Annotated in this window: 17 protein-coding genes; 7 read left to right on the forward strand and 10 right to left on the reverse strand. The window is 66.1% G+C overall.

Annotated features, from left to right (window positions below; genetic code table 11):
* Positions 1-22 precede the first annotated feature (22 nt).
* Positions 23-2,674, reverse strand: coding sequence for an excinuclease ABC subunit UvrA (locus tag LOY22_RS10555; protein ID WP_258597401.1), 2,652 nt, complete (start codon positions 2,672-2,674; stop codon positions 23-25).
* Between the two features lie 179 nt (positions 2,675-2,853).
* Positions 2,854-3,786 carry an N-acetyl-gamma-glutamyl-phosphate reductase gene (gene argC, locus LOY22_RS10560; protein WP_258597403.1) on the reverse strand — a complete coding sequence of 311 codons (933 nt, stop codon included), beginning with the start codon at positions 3,784-3,786 and terminating at the stop codon, positions 2,854-2,856.
* 111 nt (positions 3,787-3,897) lie between these two features.
* Here argC and LOY22_RS10565 point away from each other — a divergent pair, with 111 nt between their 5' ends.
* The gene (locus tag LOY22_RS10565) at positions 3,898-4,785 is read left to right on the forward strand and encodes a LysR family transcriptional regulator (RefSeq protein WP_093384371.1); all 888 of its coding nucleotides are present in this window, start codon (positions 3,898-3,900) and stop codon (positions 4,783-4,785) included.
* On the opposite strand, the gene LOY22_RS10570 is transcribed toward LOY22_RS10565, so the two are convergent.
* Positions 4,782-5,504 carry a GNAT family N-acetyltransferase gene (locus tag LOY22_RS10570; RefSeq protein ID WP_258597406.1) on the reverse strand — a complete coding sequence of 241 codons (723 nt, stop codon included), beginning with the start codon at positions 5,502-5,504 and terminating at the stop codon, positions 4,782-4,784. The genes LOY22_RS10565 and LOY22_RS10570 overlap by 4 nt on opposite strands.
* Positions 5,505-5,662: 158 nt before the next feature.
* On the opposite strand from LOY22_RS10570, the gene LOY22_RS10575 reads away from it, so the two are divergent.
* Genes LOY22_RS10575 through LOY22_RS10585 form a run of 3 tightly spaced genes read left to right on the forward strand, consistent with a single transcriptional unit; the run spans position 5,663 to position 9,060 of the window.
* A complete protein-coding gene (locus LOY22_RS10575) occupies positions 5,663-7,006 on the forward strand; it encodes an iron-containing redox enzyme family protein (protein ID WP_408980942.1) in 1,344 nt (447 codons plus the stop codon).
* A 12-nt stretch (positions 7,007-7,018) separates the two neighbouring features.
* Positions 7,019-7,969 carry a class I SAM-dependent methyltransferase gene (locus LOY22_RS10580; RefSeq protein ID WP_093384359.1) on the forward strand — a complete coding sequence of 317 codons (951 nt, stop codon included), beginning with the start codon at positions 7,019-7,021 and terminating at the stop codon, positions 7,967-7,969.
* Positions 7,966-9,060 carry a carboxylate-amine ligase gene (locus LOY22_RS10585; RefSeq protein WP_213601699.1) on the forward strand — a complete coding sequence of 365 codons (1,095 nt, stop codon included), beginning with the start codon at positions 7,966-7,968 and terminating at the stop codon, positions 9,058-9,060. Before LOY22_RS10580 ends, LOY22_RS10585 begins: the two co-directional genes overlap by 4 nt.
* A 38-nt stretch (positions 9,061-9,098) precedes the next feature.
* Here LOY22_RS10585 and LOY22_RS10590 read toward each other — a convergent pair whose 3' ends face one another.
* Entirely contained in the window at positions 9,099-9,308 is a 210-nt protein-coding gene (locus tag LOY22_RS10590) for a 4-oxalocrotonate tautomerase family protein (protein WP_093384351.1), read from the reverse strand.
* Between the two features lie 19 nt (positions 9,309-9,327).
* Positions 9,328-10,068: an SDR family NAD(P)-dependent oxidoreductase gene (locus LOY22_RS10595; RefSeq protein WP_213601695.1), complete on the reverse strand. Its 741-nt coding sequence runs from the start codon at positions 10,066-10,068 to the stop codon at positions 9,328-9,330.
* 126 nt (positions 10,069-10,194) lie between these two features.
* On the opposite strand from LOY22_RS10595, the gene LOY22_RS10600 reads away from it, so the two are divergent.
* A complete protein-coding gene (locus tag LOY22_RS10600; RefSeq protein ID WP_213601693.1) occupies positions 10,195-11,106 on the forward strand; it encodes a LysR family transcriptional regulator in 912 nt (303 codons plus the stop codon).
* A gap of 4 nt (positions 11,107-11,110) precedes the next feature.
* Here LOY22_RS10600 and LOY22_RS10605 read toward each other — a convergent pair whose 3' ends face one another.
* The 3 genes from LOY22_RS10605 to LOY22_RS10615 all read right to left on the reverse strand — a co-directional run bounded on the left by LOY22_RS10605 (position 11,111) and on the right by LOY22_RS10615 (position 12,119).
* The gene (locus tag LOY22_RS10605; protein WP_045201277.1) at positions 11,111-11,293 is read right to left on the reverse strand and encodes a DUF1289 domain-containing protein; all 183 of its coding nucleotides are present in this window, start codon (positions 11,291-11,293) and stop codon (positions 11,111-11,113) included.
* A 3-nt stretch (positions 11,294-11,296) separates the two neighbouring features.
* Positions 11,297-11,608, reverse strand: a complete 312-nt coding sequence (locus LOY22_RS10610) for a hypothetical protein (protein WP_258597411.1) — start codon at positions 11,606-11,608, stop codon at positions 11,297-11,299.
* A 175-nt stretch (positions 11,609-11,783) separates the two neighbouring features.
* Positions 11,784-12,119 (reverse strand): hypothetical protein, encoded by a 336-nt coding sequence (locus tag LOY22_RS10615; RefSeq protein ID WP_038994655.1) that lies wholly within the window; start codon positions 12,117-12,119, stop codon positions 11,784-11,786.
* Between the two features lie 151 nt (positions 12,120-12,270).
* On the opposite strand from LOY22_RS10615, the gene LOY22_RS10620 reads away from it, so the two are divergent.
* Complete coding sequence (locus LOY22_RS10620; protein WP_045201279.1) at positions 12,271-13,026, forward strand: SDR family oxidoreductase; 756 nt, start codon at positions 12,271-12,273, stop codon at positions 13,024-13,026.
* Between the two features lie 25 nt (positions 13,027-13,051).
* Here LOY22_RS10620 and LOY22_RS10625 read toward each other — a convergent pair whose 3' ends face one another.
* Both LOY22_RS10625 and LOY22_RS10630 read right to left on the reverse strand, forming a co-directional pair.
* On the reverse strand, positions 13,052-14,287 hold the full coding sequence (locus LOY22_RS10625) for a DUF1835 domain-containing protein (RefSeq protein WP_258597414.1): 1,236 nt from the start codon (positions 14,285-14,287) through the stop codon (positions 13,052-13,054).
* A gap of 153 nt (positions 14,288-14,440) precedes the next feature.
* A complete protein-coding gene (locus tag LOY22_RS10630) occupies positions 14,441-15,337 on the reverse strand; it encodes a LysR family transcriptional regulator (RefSeq protein WP_213601689.1) in 897 nt (298 codons plus the stop codon).
* A gap of 123 nt (positions 15,338-15,460) precedes the next feature.
* Here LOY22_RS10630 and LOY22_RS10635 point away from each other — a divergent pair, with 123 nt between their 5' ends.
* Positions 15,461-16,849 carry an MFS transporter gene (locus tag LOY22_RS10635; RefSeq protein ID WP_093387591.1) on the forward strand — a complete coding sequence of 463 codons (1,389 nt, stop codon included), beginning with the start codon at positions 15,461-15,463 and terminating at the stop codon, positions 16,847-16,849.
* Positions 16,850-16,894: the final 45 nt, after the last annotated feature.

Genomic DNA, 16,894 nt, shown 5'->3' on the forward strand with positions numbered 1-16,894 from the left:
CCGGGGCAAAAAGCGCAGGATGCTACGTAATTTGCCGATCGCAAGCCAGCGCCCTGGCGAGGAATCCCGCCGTGTGGCTGTCCTTGCACGCCGCCACCTGCGCTGGCGGCCCGCTGACCACCACCTTGCCGCCGGCGCTACCGGCCCCGGGGCCGATATCGATCACCCAGTCGCTCTGGGCCACCACGCGCATGTCGTGCTCGACCACGATCACCGTGTGCCCGGCCTCGACCAGGCGCTGCAGTTGCACCAGCAAACGGTCGATGTCCTGCGGGTGCAGGCCGGTGGTGGGTTCGTCCAGCACGTAGAGGGTGGCGCCGCGGGCCAGGCGTTGCAGCTCGGTGGCTAGCTTGATGCGCTGGGCTTCGCCGCCCGACAGCTCGGTGGCCGGCTGGCCCAGGCGCAAATAACCCAGGCCGATGTCCTGCAGCACCCGCAGGGCGCGGCTGATCGCTGGCTGTTCGGCAAAGCGCTGGCTGGCCTGGTCGACGGTCAGTTGCAGTACCTGGGCGATGTTCAAGTCTTGCCAGGTGATGGCCAGGGTCTGGGGGTTGTAGCGGTCGCCATGGCAGGTCGGGCAGGGCGCATAGACACTGGGCATGAACAATAGCTCGACGCTGACAAAGCCTTCGCCTTCGCAGGTCTCGCAGCGGCCCTTGGCGACGTTGAACGAGAACTGCCCGGCATCGAAACCTTGCGCCTGTGCATCGGGCGTTGCCGCAAACAGCTTGCGCACGTGATCGAACAGGCCGGTGTAGGTCGCCAGGTTCGAGCGCGGCGTGCGGCCGATGGGCTTCTGGTCCACCGGCACCAGGCGGCGGATATGCTCAAGGCCGGCGCTGATCCAGCCGTCGCTGGTTTGTTCGGGTGGGTCTTCCAGGCTCTGTTCTGCGACGTCCTCCTGGCTGCGGGCCTGGCCCAGGTGCTCGCCGAGCAGGTCGAGCAGCGCCTGGCTGACCAGGCTCGATTTGCCCGAGCCGGAAATCCCGGTGACCGCGCTGAAGCAGCCGAGCGGGAAGGCCACCGCCAGTTGCTCGAGGTTGTTGCGGGTGACGCCTTCAAGTTGCAGCCATGCCTGGGGCGTGCGCGGCGGGCGAACCTGGGGGGGATTTTCGTTGAACAGGTAAGTGCGGGTGCGCGAGGCCTCGACCTTGGCCAGGCCTGCCGGCGGGCCGCTGTACAGCACCTGGCCGCCGTGCTCGCCGGCGTCCGGGCCGACGTCCACCAGCCAGTCGGCGCGGCGCATGGTGTCCAGGTCATGCTCGACCACATACACCGAGTTGCCCGCCTGCTTGAGCCGCTGCAAGGCCGTGAACAGCGCTTCGCTATCAGCCGGATGCAGCCCGGCCGAGGGCTCGTCGAGCACGTAGATCACCCCGAACAGCTGCGAGTTGAGCTGGGTGGCCAGGCGCAGGCGTTGCAGCTCGCCCGACGACAAGGTCGGTGTGCTGCGTTCCAGGTCCAGGTAACCCAGGCCCAGGTCGATCAGGGTGCTGATGCGCTCCAGCAACTCGGCGGCGATGCGCTGCGCGGCCAGGCGTTTTTCCACCGACAGGTTGGGCGTGTGGCGCACATCCGCACCGCCTTCATGGGGGTTGTCGCCGCGGGCGGCGCGTTGCTCGCGGGCCTGTCGGGTTTGCGCGTGGCTGAGCACAGCGCCGGCTTCTTCAGGCTGCTTGAGGTAGTCGGTATTGGCGACGGTCTTGAGCAGTTCGGCCAGGTCAAGCAGTGGCAGGCGCGACAGCTCAGTGATGTCCTTGCCGGCAAAGGTCACCGTCAGCGCCTCGGCTTTCAGACGCTTGCCGGCGCAGGCCGGGCAGGGGCTGGCGCGCATGAAGGCGGACACGCGCTTGCGCATCAGCGCACTTTGCGAATGGGTGAAGGTGTGCAGCACGTAGCGCCGCGCACCGCTGAAGGTGCCCTGGTAGCTGGGTTCGAGTTTGCGCTTGAGCGCCTGGCGGGTTTGCGCCGGGGTCAGGCCGGCGTACACCGGCACTGTCGGGGTTTCTTCGGTGAAGAGGATCCAGTCGCGTTGCGCCTGGGGCAGGTCGCGCCAGGGGGTGTCGACGTCATAGCCGAGGGTCACGAGGATATCGCGCAGGTTCTGCCCCTGCCAGGCCATGGGCCAGGACGCCACCGCCCGTTCGCGGATGCTCAGCGACGGGTCGGGCACCATCGACGCCTCGCTGACATCGAACACCCGGCCCAGGCCATGGCATTCGGCGCAGGCGCCTTGCGGGGTATTGGCCGAGAAGTCTTCGGCGAACAGCATCGGCTGCTCGGCCGGGTAGCTGCCGGCGCGCGAGTAGAGCATACGGATCAGGCTCGACAGGGTGGTGACGCTGCCGACCGACGAGCGCGCGCTGGGCGTGCCGCGTTGCTGCTGCAGGGCCACCGCCGGCGGCAGGCCTTCGATGGAATCCACTGCCGGCACCCCGACCTGATCGATCAAGCGCCGCGCGTAGGGCGCCACCGATTCGAAATAGCGGCGCTGGGCTTCGGCATACAAGGTGGAGAACGCCAGCGACGACTTGCCCGAGCCCGACACCCCGGTGAACACCACCAGCGCATCGCGGGGAATGTCGACGTCGACATTCTTCAGGTTGTGCTCACGGGCGCCGCGCACCCGGACACAACCGGCGGGGTTGGCACTGACTACTGGTTTTGCACACATGACGATATTCTTCCCTGCTGAGCGATCCGCGTAAGTGGCAGACCGCCGAGCATGGCGCCAGTGCCGTCGATTTTCAAACAAATGAGGGGCCGCTTCGCGCTCCATCGCCGGCAAGGCCGGCTGCCACAATAGTCCTGTGTGCACCAGACCTGTGGGAACTGGCCTAGCAGCCCCGTTACTCAGCCCATCGCCGCCAGCATCAGCTCCAGGTTCTGCACCGCCGCCCCCGACGCACCTTTGCCGAGGTTGTCGAACACCGCCGTCAGCAATACCTGGCCGTGCTCTTCATTGGCAAACACCGCCAAGTGCAGGTCGTTGCTGTCGTTGACTGCTTGCGGGTCCAGTTGTACTGCCGAGGCGCCCGACTGCAGCGGCGCCACTTGCACGTAACGGGCGCCGTGATAATGCTCGGCCAGGCACGCCTGCAACCGCGCGGCGCTCACGCCCGCCGGCAGCAACCGGGTCTGCAGGGCGATGGTCAGGACGATGCCCTGGCGGTAGCTGCCATAGCTGGGCACAAACACCGGCCGCTGCGACAAACCGGCATGCTGCTGGATCTCCGGCACATGCTTGTGGTCCAGGTGCAGGCCATACACCAGCACGCCCTGGGCTGTGTGTGCATCGGGCCCTTCATGACGTTCGACCGCCGCCCGGCCGCCACCGGAATAGCCCGATACCGCGTTCACCGTCAGCGGATAGTCCGCTGGCACCAGGCCTGCGCCAATCAATGGCCGCAACAAGGCAATGGCGCCGGTCGGGTAGCAGCCTGGGTTGCTGACCCGCTTGGCCTGGGCAATGCGCTCGGCCTGCTCTTCATCCAGCTCCGGCAAGCCATACACCCAACCCGGGGTGGTGCGGTGCGCGGAGCTGGCGTCGATCACCCGCACCTGCGGGTTGACGATGGCCGCCACCGCTTCACGGGCGGCGTCATCGGGCAGGCACAGGATCGCCACGTCGGCGCTGTTGATGGCTTCGGCGCGCAGGTGCAGGTTCTTGCGCTCGCCCGCCGGCAGGGTCAGCAGGCGCAGGTCGTTGCGAGCGTTGAGGCGGGCGTGGATCTGCAGGCCGGTGGTGCCTTGGTCGCCGTCGATAAAAACCAGGGGCTGGTGCATGGGGGCTCTCGTACATAGGTGACAAATGTGCAGCCATCTTCACCTGCGGCTGGACGAAAGAAAATTTGAATATCATGATGCTCAACTTCATTTTTTCTGAACGATAAGCCCATGCGCGAGATCAGCCTCGACCGGCTGCGTACCCTGGTGGTGATCGCCGACCTCGGCTCCTTTGCCCTGGCGGCGCGGGCGCTCAACCTGGCGCCGCCGACAGTCAGCCTGCACGTTGCCGACCTTGAGGCGCGCATTGGTGCGCCGCTGCTGTCGCGCAAGCGCGGGCAGATCCGCCCCACGGCCATCGGTGAAACCCTGCTAGAACGCGCCCGGCGCCTGCTGGCCGATGCCGAACAGGCGCTCGATGATGTGCAGCGCCAGGTCCAGGGCCTGGCCGGGCGGGTGCGCCTGGGCGCTTCCACCGGTGCCATCGCCCATTTGCTGCCGCAGGCGCTGGATATCCTCGGCGTGCAGCACCCTGGCATTGATGTGCAGGTGCAGGTGCTGACCTCCAGCGAGTCGCTGGCGCGCCTGCACGACGGCAGCCTCGACATCGGCCTGGTGGCGCTGCCGCAAGCAGCGATCAAGGGCCTGCAGATTCGCCCGTGGCGGCGCGATCCGATCATGGCGTTCATTCCCGCCAGCTGGTCACCGCCGGCGCGGATCAGCCCAGCGTGGCTGGCCAGCCGGGCGCTGATTCTCAACGACAGCAGCACCCAGCTGTCGCGGGTGACCAGCGAATGGTTTGCCAGCGCCGGCCTGCAGCCGCCAGCGCGAATCCAGCTCAACTACAACGACGCGGTAAAAAGCCTGGTGGCGGCGGGCTATGGCGCGACCTTGCTGCCCCATGAATCGGCAGCGCCGGAGCATGACCCGCGGATCTGCATGCGCCCGTTGCGCCCGGGCCTGTGGCGGCACCTGGGCATCGCCTGCCGCCAGGGCGAGGTGGAGCAGGGCACCGCCTTGGTGCTGCAGGTGCTGATGAGCCAGGCGGTGAAAAACTAGACCAGCCGCAGCCCGCGCCCGCCCTCCAGCCACGGCCCTTGACCCAGGCGCTCGAGGGCCAGGGCCCGGGCTTTGCGGCTGAGCTGGTCGAGGTGGCGGTCGCGCTGTTTCTCGGCATCGACCATCGCCCGCTTGCCGTGTTGCTTGAGCAGGTAGCTGTGGATCTGCTGCACCTCCAGGGTGCGGTAGATCGGTGCTACGTCGAGCACCGCCGCCATGCCGGCGCTGGGCTCGGCGTGGGTGTTCATCAACACCTGTGGGCCGCGCGCGCCAGTGACCTGAAAGCCCAGGGCCTCGAACACCGGCACCTTGCTGGCGACGCAGCCGAGCTCGGCCTGCGGGTAGCGCGCGGTCATCTGTGCCAGCATGGCCCGGGCAATCCCCTGGCGGCGGTGGCTGGCGTGTACGGCCAGGTAGGCCACAGAACAGGCCTGCGGGTCATCCTTGAGCGGCAGGTACAGCAAAAAGCCCACCACCTGCTCCGGGTCGTCGAGGTCCAGGGCCACAATCAGTTCGACCGGGATGCCGCGCGAGCCGTCCATGGCCTGCAGGTACAGGTGCACTTCGAAGCCGATGCCGTACTGGTACAGGCAGTACAGCGGGTTGCTCGGCGCCAGGGCGACGCTGCTGATGTCGGTCAGGTAGTCGACCACCATCTGCAGGATCTGGCTTTTGATCGGCTCGGCGGGCGGCGCGACGAAGTGGTGGAGGGCGGGCATCGGCAGGGGTGACTCCAGGCAAAAACGGCAATGGCGCGATTCTACCGCGCCGGCCTGCCATCCGTCCCTTTGCCGCGCAGATGATCTGAACTTCAGTTGCGGCGCACCGCTCCCTTGCATAGAGGGCACTTCTCGCCCGACTGCCGAAGGCTGCCGCCATGACCGTGATGACCGCCGCACCCGTGCTTGACCCGCATGTCATCGATAGCCGAGCAGGCCATGCAGCGCGTTATCACGCTCTGTTGCAGGGCGAGCTGAGCGACAGCGCCGCCTGGCTCGGCGAGCAATTGCAACAGGCTGAGGCCTTGCCTGATGAACTGCCGGCCAACCCCGTCGAACTCGGCCAATGGACCGCCGAGCGCGCTGCTGCCGTGGCCGGGCAATACGCCCAGTACCTGGCCGAGCGCAAAGCCGGCGCTGCCCGGCGTTACTTCAGCAACCGCGCCCATGTGCTGTATTTTCTCCAGCACGTCGCCCCGACCAAGGCGGTGGATGGTGCCTGGCTGTTCGGCATGCTCAGGCACTGGGCCGACCCGCGCTACCACGGGCTGATCCGCATCTACCTGGAAGAGCTCGGTGATGGCGACCCGGCCTGCAACCATGTGCTGATCTACCGGCGCCTGCTCAGCGAACTGGGCTGCCATGAGCAGCTGCCGCTGGGCGACGACCGCTACCTGCAAGGTGCGCTGCAACTGGCGCTGGGCTTCAACACCGAGGCGTTCCTGCCCGAAGTGATCGGCTACAACCTGGGCTATGAGCAACTGCCCCTGCATTTGCTGATCAGCGCTTACGAGCTGGACGAACTGGGCATCGACCCGCAGTACTTTCGCCTGCACGTGACCATCGACAACGCCAGCAGCGGCCACGCCTGCAAGGCGGTGCAGGCACTGATGCAACTGTGGCCGGCGCAGGGTGCCAGCGAGTTCTATCGGCGGGTGGCGCGAGGCTATCGGCTCAACGACCTGGGCCCGGGCTCAGCGACGATCATTGCCGAGTTTGACCTCGAAGCCGAGCTGCTGGTCGCCTTCGAGCGCAAGCGCAGTTTTGGCCAGCACATGCATTCCGATTACTGCCGTATCGAAGGACGCACGGTCAACCAGTGGCTGGCCGAGCCCGGCAGCATTGCGGGGTTTCTCGCCGCCCTGCAGGAGAAGGGCTGGATCAAACGCGGCCAGGACCCGGCCGACAGCCGTTTCTGGCAACTGATCGACGGCCCGGCAGCAGCGATGTTCGGCGTCTTCAGCCCCCATGAAAAGCAGCTGCTGCATGACTGGATCGCGCTCAGCTGGCAGCCGCGCCGCCCTCGTCACGGGCCGGCCAAGGCCGAGGTGTCGATGCACGACGAGGCGCTGGTGAGCGCGCTTGAGCGCGAGCTCCATGACCTGCCGCCGCAGGCGCGGATCGCCTACCTGATCAGCGAAATGGCCGGGGCTCGTCACGCCTTGCCCCAGGGCCTGGCGGCGACGCGCAAATACGCGCAGATGACTGGGCTCAATCAGTAACGGAGGCTGACCATGCAATTGACCGAGGCGCAACGCCAGGCCGATCAGGCCTTGCTGCAACTGGGGCGGCGGCTGTTGGCCGATGGCTATCGCTTTACCAGCGTCACGCCCTTGACCCAGTGGCGCAATAACCAGCGTGAGGGTGCAGAACAGTCTCATACCCTGCGCGATATTTTCGGCTGGAACCGGCCCTTTGCGCCCGCGCTGCTGTCAGCGGACGAGCTGGCGCAGCTGCAACGGGCGCAGATCCTCGACGAGCATGAACAGCTGCTGCGCAGCCGGGTACGCTGGTCGAGCCTGCATGATTTGCTCTTCGTTCATTCCGGTTTTCCCACCGACAGCACGGACGCGGTGTTTTTCGGCCCGGACAGCTATCGCTTTGCCCAGTTGATCGAAGCCCACCTGCAGCAGAGTTTCGCCAGCATCAACCACGCCGTGGATATCGGTTGCGGTGCCGGGGTCGGCGCGGTGCTGATCGCCCGTGCCCGCCGGCATGCGCAGGTCAGCGCCGTGGACATCAACCCGCAGGCCCTGCGCCTGACCGCTATCAACGTCGCCCTGGCGGAGCTGGCCAACGTCTCGGTCGAGCACAGCGATGTGCTCCAGGGCATCAGCGGCAGCTTCGACCTGATTGTCGCCAACCCGCCGTACATGCTCGACGCCAGTGAGCGCGCCTACCGGCATGGTGGCGGCGCCCTGGGCGCCGGGCTGTCGCTGCGGATCGTTGAACAAGCCCTGCCACGCCTGGCGCCGGGCGGCACCTTGCTGCTGTACACCGGGGTGGCCATGGTTGATGGTCGCGACCCGTTCCTGACAGCCTTGCAAGCGCCTTTGGCGTCCGCCGACTGGGCCTGGCACTACCATGAACTGGACCCCGACGTGTTCGGCGAACAACTGCTCGAGCCCGGTTACCAGCAGGTCGAACGCATCGGCGCTGTGGCCTTGAGCGTCACCCGCCGATGAACAGCCCCTGCGGCTTTGGCATCGAGGAAGAATACCTGCTGGTCGAGCTGGCCAGCGGGCGCATGCTCGCCGCGCCGTCGGCGGCGCAGATCGACCTGTGCCGCCAGGTGCTTGGCGCACACTTTGCCCAGGAGATGTTCAAGGGCCAGATCGAGGTGGCATCGCCAGTGTTCAGCAGCCTGGCCCAGGCCCGGGAGTTTCTCGCCGGCAGTCGCATGCAACTGGCACAGGTACTGGCCGAGGAAGGCATCGGCCTGTTGAGCGCCGGCAGTCATCCCCTGGGCGGCTGGCGCAAGCAGCAGCCTGCTGACGACGAACACTTTCGCCAGTTGTTCGCCGACTACCAGCAGGTGGCCCGGCGCAGCCTGTTGTGCGGCCTGCATGTGCACGTCGGGGTGCCGCCCGGGCACGACCGCATCCAGCTGATCAACCAGTTGCTACCCTGGTTGCCGCTGCTGTTGCTGCTCAGTACTTCATCGCCGTTCTGGGAAGGCCAGGTGACCGGCTACATGAGCTATCGCCAGGTAGCCTGCGGGGAATGGCCGCACATGGGCCTGCCGGAACGCTTGAGCGACTGGCAGGGATACCAGCGCTACCTGGCCTTGTTGCGACGCACCGGTTCGTTGCGCGAGGGAGATGACGGCTGGTGGGCGATCCGCCCGTCGCGGCGCTTTCCGACGGTGGAGCTGCGCATCGCTGATGCGTGCCCGAACCTTGAAGATGCGCTGTGCATTGCCGGGTTGTTTCGCTGCATGGTCGAGCATTATCTGGCGCAACCACGTACCACCGTGCACCTGAGCCGCGAGGCCCACTGGCTTGCCCGGGAGAACTACTGGCGGGCCATGCGCCATGGCCGCCATGGGCAGTTCATTTGCCTGGAGGATGAAGGGCAGGGTAGCGCCGGGCAGTGGCTGGCGCGGGCGCAAGCGGTGTTTGCCGATGCGCTGCAGGGGGTTGACGGTGATCGCAGCTTTGCCCGGGCGCAGGTGATTGTTGCTCAGGGGAGCAGTGCCGACCGGCAATTGGCGATGGCGCAGCAGGGGATGTTGGCGGTGGTGCAGGGGTTGTTGCAAGAGGTCAAATCGTGTTGACGCCATCGCGGGTCAAGTCGAGGCGTCGCGACAGATGCCTACTTTGTTTTCTCTCGCTGGCGCAGCGTCGTCACCGTCTCGCCACCCACACCCCAGTTGTCGGTGTTCACTTCTTCGATCACGACGAAGGTCGACGACGGTGGCTTGTTCAGCACCCGCTCGAGCATCGCGGTGGTCTGTTCGATCAACTGCTGCTTCTGTTCGCGGGTGACGCCTTCGTCGGTCACGCGAATATGGACATACGGCATGTTCTTTCCCTCTGTGTGTTTACCAGGTTCCCGTCGCCGAACCACCGTCGACGGCCATCACCGTACCGGTGACAAATGTCGAGTCCGTCAGGTATAGCACCGCATCGACCACATCCTTGGGCGAACCGACCTGCCCGGTGGGGGCGAGGGCCTTGAGGGCTTCGCGGGTCTGCGGGTCATCGCCATGCAGCGGGGTATCGATGATCCCCGGGGCCACGGCGTTGACCTGCACCTGTGACGGCGCCAGCTCCAGGGCCAGGGCGCGGACTGCCTGGTTGATGCCGCCCTTGATCAGCACCGGCAGCAGCGCCGGCACCTTGATGTTCGGTTGCAGGGCAATCGAGGCGCTGATGTTGATGATATGCCCGGCGCCGTTGCCGGCCATGTGCCGGGCCGCTGCCTGGGCCGGGTAAAAGAAGCCCTTGAGGTTGGTGTCGACGATGGCTTCGACCTCGGCCTGGGTGTAGTCGCTGACCGGCTTGGCGATGAAGATCCCGGCGTTGTTGACCAGAATATCGACCTTGCCGAACGCGTCGATGGCCTGCTCGAACAGTGTGCGCGCCGTGTGCGGCAGGGCGATATCGCCCTCGACCAGCAGCAGGTTGGCCGGGTTGCCGAGCTTGGTGGCGGCCTCCTGCAGGCGGGCGAGGGTGCGGGCATTGGCGACGACATTGTCGCCGCGCTCAAGGTAAGCCTTGGCGATGGCAAAACCCAGGCCGCTCGAGGCGCCGGTTACGATGACAGTCTTGGCGGTGTGCATGGTCGGTCTCCAGTGGGCCCGGCGGGGTCGCCGGGTAGGTGAGGCAGACTTTAATTTGCAAGCGACTATTGAAAAATGCTGCGCATGGAATTTGAATTGATACTTTGTGTAATCAATTGAGCCGCCATGACCCGCCATTTCGATGACCTTCAACTGGGCAGTATCGAGCTATTTTGCCTGGCTGCCGAAACCAGCAGTTTCACCGGCGCGGCGACCCTGGCCGGGGTCACGCCGGCAGCGGTCAGCCGTTCGGTGGCGCGCCTGGAAGAGCGCCTGGGGGTGCGCCTGTTCGTGCGCACCACCCGGCAGATGCGCCTGACTGAAGGCGGGCGCAATTACCATGAGCAATGCCGTCAGGCCCTGAGCCAGCTGATGGATGCCGAACGTGCGCTTAGCGGCGGCCAGGCCGTGCCGTCGGGGCTGCTGCGCATCAGCGTACCGACACCCTATGCGCACTATCGTTTGCTACCAAGACTGGCCAGGTTTCGCCAGCTGTATCCGCAGGTGCAGATCGACCTTCACGTCAGCAATCGCAACATCGACTTTGCCGACGAAGGCTACGACCTGGCCATTCGTGGCCGCGAGCCTGCCGATTCGCGGCTGATCGCCCGGCGTCTGGAAGACGCCGAGCTGGTGGTCGTGGCAACGCCTGAGTATCTGCGTGCAGCGGGCACACCGCAGACGCCGCACGAGCTGGCCACTCACGAGTGCATTCAGTTCGAACTGCCCAGCAGCGGGCGCAAGGTGCCCTGGTCGTTCATGCTTGAGGGCAAGCGCGTGGAGCTGGAGGTGACTGGCAGCATCACCTGCCTGGAAGACTTCCTGGCCACCGCCACACTGGTCAAAAGCGGTGCGGGGCTGATGCAGGCGTATCGCTTTACCGTGCAGCAGGAACTCGACAGAGGCCAGTTGCAAGAAGTGCTGGCGCCCTATGGCGGCACCTCACGGCCGTTCATTTTGCTCTACCCCCACGCCCGGCATGTGCCGCTGCGGGTGCGGGCCTTTATTGATTTCCTGATTCAGGATGCAGCTGGCTGAAACGCTAGCCCTTGGCTTTTTTCAGGCTTTTCATCCGCTGCTTGGCGCGCTGCACGGCAGCCATTTTTTCCGGGCGTTTCATGCGCTTCCATTTGCGGATGTCGTCCTTGCTGCGGCCGCAGCTCAGGCACAGGTCGCCGCTCAACTGGCACACGGCGATGCAGGGGTTTTCGATGTCCTTGGCCATGTGTCAGCCGCGCTGTTCGATGTCGAACTGCACGTGAGGTGCGAGCGGATGCAATTCGACGTCGGCTTCTTGCAAAGCCAAGGCCGTCAGCTCGATCATCCGCTCACCTTGTCCGCTGGCCAGGGCGTGTTCCTTGGCAGCCCGGGTTTCGAAAACCCAGATCACCTGCAAACTGGAAGGGAAGCGTGTGTAATCGACCCGGTGGGTGAGCCAGGCAAAACCGACGATTTCGGCCTTGGCGGTCTCGCAGGCTTCGGTCAGGGTGGCGACCAGACGGCGGTCAAGCTGCGCCTGTTCGCGTTTGCTCAGTGGCATGGCGGTAAGGGTCTTTGCGGGAGGAGAGGCGATCATACGCTATCTGAGCGCGCCACCCGGAACTGGGCGCAGCGGTGCCGGGTCTTGCGCCAATCCTGTGGGAGCGGGCTTGCCCCGCGATCGAGCGCGAAGCGGTCGTGGTTCAGGCACGCTCCTACACCGGTGGCTGCGGGGCTTACTGAACGTTGTGCAGCTTGACCACATCACCCGAGACACGGGTGGTGTAGCCGGTCAGTACCCAGGCCCAGAACCAGTTTTCCTGGACCTGGGTGTTGATCATCGCGTCGCCGCCCTTGGCCTTGATCGCGGCATTCTGGGCGCGCACGAAGCGGCTGTTCTGACGCACTGGAATGACGCCCAGTACCAGCAGACCGGTGGCGCTGGCTTCGCTGTGGCCGATCACGGTGTACTGGTCAGCGTTGTAGTGCTGGGTTTTCATCGGGGTGCCGGTGCAACCTGCCAGGGCCAGGACGAACAGGCCGCAGGCGACAACTTTGCTCAGGTTTTTCACTGCATAACTCCATGACAATTGGCCCGGGATCCATCTCTCGAGCGGCGCATACTTTACCGGATCAGCCAGGATCACGCTCGTCTGCTGGCGCACGGCCTACCGCTACCCGGCGTAAAATACTGGGTTGCGACCCTCCCGCGGAGCAGCAGCCATGAAAATCGTCGTGATCGGTGGTACCGGCCTGATCGGCACCCAGTTGTGCAACAACCTGCGCGCCAACGGCCACAAGGTGCTCGCCGCCTCGCCCAAGACTGGCGTCGATACCCTCACCGGCGAAGGCCTGGAGCAAGCGCTGCAGGGCACCGATGTAGTGGTCGATGTGGCCAACTCGCCGTCCTTTGACGACGCTGCCGTGCTGGCGTTTTTCCAGAGCTCCGGGCGCAACCTGCTGGCCGCCGAGCAAAAGGCCGAGGTCCGGCACCACATCGCCCTCTCGGTGGTGGGCACCGAGCGCATGCAGGACAGTGGCTACTTTCGCGCCAAGCTGGCCCAGGAAGAGCTGATCAAGGCCTCAGGCAGGCCCTATACCATCCTGCGCGCTACGCAATTTTTCGAGTTCATGGGCGCCATCGCTTATTCCGGTGCCGACGGCAACCGCGTGCGCCTGACCAACGCCGCGTTGCAGCCGGTGGCCTCATCCGACGTGGCCCTGGCCCTGGCCAACCTTGCCGAGCAGGCGCCGGCCAACCGCACTCTCGAAATCGCCGGCCCTGATCGCCTGCCGCTGGCTGATTTCGTGCGCAGCTACCTGCAGCACAATCAAGATGCCCGCGAGGTGATAGCCGACCCCGAGGCCACCTATTTCGGGGCGCCGATCGACGACCGCTCACTGACCCCGGATGAAGGTGCGATCCTTGGCTTGCTGCACTTTCAGACCTGGTTGAAAACCACCGCCGTGCAACGCTGAGCCGTTGCACAGGGACCTGACTTCTTTACCTGCGCCACACCGGCCACAGGTCGCTGCCCAGCGCCCAATGCCCTTGCCCGGGCAGCAGGCGCACACCACCGACCCAGCGCTCGGGGGCCTGCTGCTCAAGCCAGTTGGCCTGGCCCGCCAGCACCTGCTCGCCCAGCGGGGTGAGGCTCAGGGGCCGGCGCGGCCAGTCCAGCTCGGCCTGCGCTTCGATGAGCAGCGGCGTCGGCGAATCGATCAGCGGGCGCAGCAGGGCATGGAACATCATGTCGCCCAGGTAAGGCAGTGGCTCGCGCTTGCCCATCAGTTCGGCAAACACCCGGCCGAACGGCACCTCGCCGAACTCGTTGATGATCTGCAGCGCCAGGCGTTCGCTCAGCGACAGACCGTCGTCCACGCCCGGCAGCTCCTGCAACTGGCGTAGCAGCGCCGGGGCGAGCAAGGGCAGGGCCAGGTCCTGGCGATGGGCCAACTGCGCCCAGGCCAGTGGCGAGGGGGCGCAATACGCCGCCCAGGCCTCGCGCGCCAGTTGCAGCATGGGCCCATCCACTGCCCGGCGCTGCGGCCACAACCAGGCCAATACGTCCGGGGCCAACTGGCCGATGCCGATAAAGCGCTCGACCCCGGGCATTCTGTCAATCTCGATCAGCTTCAGGCGCTGCGGCGGCTTGGCCAAGCCGGCCAGCACGCGGATCAAAAACAGCTGGTCATAGGCATCCGCCTCGCACCAGAGCACCGCGCTGGGGCAGCCGTCGAGGCGGGCCAGGTCGGCGTATTCGGTGTCCATCTTGCGCTGTACTTCGGCGAGCTCCAGGCCATAGGCCTGGCTGATGTAGTCGCTGCGCAGGGCGCGGTAAGGCGCTGTCGGCACGTCACGCACCGGGCCCATCACCAGCGGGTCGCTGAGCATCTGAAAGGCGCCGGTAAAGCCGGCCAGGCGCAGGCTGTGGCTGATGTCGTTGCCGCAGCGCCAATGCTGGGTGGCGGCTTCGTCATCGGCAATAAATTGCGGGTGGCGGGCGGCAAAGTCGATAGCGTCGATATGCGCCTTGAGCTTGGGCCAGCTGGCAAAGCCCAGATCGCGGGCAATCAGCCACTGGGCATCGGCCAGGCGCGGTGAGGCAGGGCCGAGTAGCGCCAGTTGCTCGGGCGCGGTACCGCTGCGCAGGCGCTGCAGCAGCTCCTTGGCGCGCTTGCGTTGTTGTTCAAGATTGATGCGCCCGTCATGGGACGGCGACGACAGTCGAGCAGGCATACGAACTCCTTGTGCGAGCCTTGTCCGCTGTCAGGCCGGGAGTCGTAGACAAAAATGTGGGGTGTACAGCCTGGGCGCAGCCCTTTGCGCGGACGGGTGGCGTGGTTGACGCCGGCTGCGACTATAGGCCCGGCGCCCGGCAAAAGGCAATCGTCAGCTCCAGGCGCGCGGCCAGCACTCCTGCAGCAGGTCGCTGAACACCTTCAGGCGCGGCGAGTGCTGGCGCGACGGCGGGTAGACCAATGCCAGTTCACGCCAGCGCCCGGAAAACGGCTCCAGCACCGGCACCAGACGCCCGTCGGCCAGAGCCTGGCGGGCGACGAAATCCATCACCTGGACAATGCCGAAACCCTGCAGCGCGGCATCGATCAGCGGGTCGCCGACATCGAACAGCAGCTGCCCGCTGACCTGCACGTCGACCCGCTTGCCGTCCCGGACGAACTGCCAGTCGACGCGGCGCCCGAGGTAGGGGTTATGCACCACCAGGCAGTTGTGCCGGGCCAGGTCTTCGAGGGTCTGCGGCATGCCGTGGCGGGCCAGGTAGGCGGGGGAGGCGACGGTCACCCAGTGCATTGGCGCCAGCGGCCGGGCCACCAGGCGCACATCGCTGAGCGGGCCGATGCGCACCGCGGCGTCGAAGCCTTCTTCGGCGAGGTCGACCAGGCGATCGGTCATGGTCGCATCCACCACCAGCTGGGGATGGCGTTGGGTCAGTTCGCCCAGCAGCGGCAGGATGACGATCCGGCCAAAGGCCGAGGGCAGGCTCAGGCGCAGGGTGCCGCTGGGTTCGCAGCGGCGGTCGAGCAGCAGTTGCTCGGCTTCCTCGAAGCCGGCCAGCAAGGGGGCGCAACGCTCGCGCAGTAGCAGGCCGTCGGCGCTCAGGCTGACGCTGCGGGTGTTGCGGTGCAGCAGCTTGACCCCCAGTTGCTCTTCCAGACGGCGGATTGCCCGCGACAAGCCTGACTGGGTCAAGCCGGTGCTGGCGGCTGCGGCGGTAAAACTGCGCAGCTCGGCGACCTTGAGCAGCAGGGCAACGGTGTTCAGATCCATGATTAAAGTCATTACTGAAAGAACTGGCAGCGTATTTATCATGCCTGGCGCATGAAAGACACTGGCGCCTTCTTGCCAAGGATGCCCCGCATGTCGACTCCCACCCCGCGCCACCCTGCATTGATGCTGCTGTTGCTGGCGTGCGCCCAACTGATCATTGCCCTGGACTACACCATTGTTTTCGTCGCCTTGCCGACCATTGGCGAGCACCTGGCCATCGGCCCGCGCCAGTTGCAATGGATCATCAGCGCCTTCGGCGTGGCCTTTGGCGGCTGCCTGCTGCTTGGCGGACGCGCCGCCGACCTGCTCGGCCGCAGGCGCCTGTATCGGCTTGGCCAGGGCTTGTTCGCCATCGCCTCGCTGGCCGGCGGTCTGACCCATCAGGCCGAGATCCTGGTGCTGGCGCGGGCGCTGCAGGGGTTGGCGGGTGCCTTGCTGTTCCCCGCGACCCTGGCGCTGATCAACAGCCAGTACGCCGAAGGTGCGCCGCGCACTCGCGCCCTGGCGATCTGGAGCGCCGCTTCGGCCGCTGGCCTGGCCCTCGGCGCCTTGCTCGGCGGCATCCTCACCCAGTGGTTGGGCTGGCAGGCGGTATTTCTGGTCAATGTGCCGCTGGCGGGGGCTTGCGCCTGGGCCGCCGGCTACTGGATTCCGATCGACCCGCCACGGGCCCAGGGGCGCTCGTTTGATCTGGCCGGTGCCCTGACCATCACCCTCGGCGGCAGCCTGCTGGTGCTGGCGCTGATCGAAGGGCCGAGCTGGGGCTGGCAACGGCCGCTGTTCTGGACCGTGCTGGCGGCCGCACTCATCTGCCTGGCGGTGTTTGTGGTGATCGAAACCCGCAGCCGCGACCCGTTGATGCCGCTGCGCCTGCTGCGCACCCCGGGCCTGCGCGCGGCCATGGGCCTGACCGCAGTGTTCATGGCCAGCTTCAGCGTGCAGTACTACTTCCTGGCCTTGTACTTCCAGCAGGTCTACGGCTACAGCGTGCTTGCCAGCGGCCTGGCGTTTTTGCCGGCGACCCTGGTGTGCACCCTGGGCATCGGCATTGCCGAACGGGCGCTGGCCCGCCTGGGTTTGCGCAGCACCTTGATTATCGGCTTGCTGGCCGGCGGCCTGGGTATCCTCTGGCTCGGCTGGATGTTGCCCGGGGATGGCGCTTTTGCCCGCCTGCTGGCGCCGATTGCCTTGCTCAGCATCGGCCAGGGCATGACCTGGACGGCCATGTGGGTGTGCGCCGGGCAGGGGGTTGCGGCGGCCGAGCAGGGCGTGGCGTCAGGGATGGCGTCTACCGTCCAGCAGATTGGCGGGGCGTTGGGCCTGGCGCTGCTGGTGGGGTTGGCCAACCAGGGGCTCGACGGCTTGAGCGGCGCAGCCTGGCAGCAAGGTTACGCGCTGGGCTTGCAGCGTGCAGTACTGGTCAGCGGCGGGATCGCGCTATTGGGTGTGCTGATCGCCCTGGCGTTGCCTGGCAAGGTTCGCAGCACTTCAACAGAGGCTCAAGGCTGTTAGCCGGCTTTGACACACGGCACACTGGCGTCCCGACCCTGACTCACG

The organism is Pseudomonas sp. B21-035, from assembly GCF_024748945.1.
Classification (GTDB): Bacteria; Pseudomonadota; Gammaproteobacteria; order Pseudomonadales; family Pseudomonadaceae; genus Aquipseudomonas.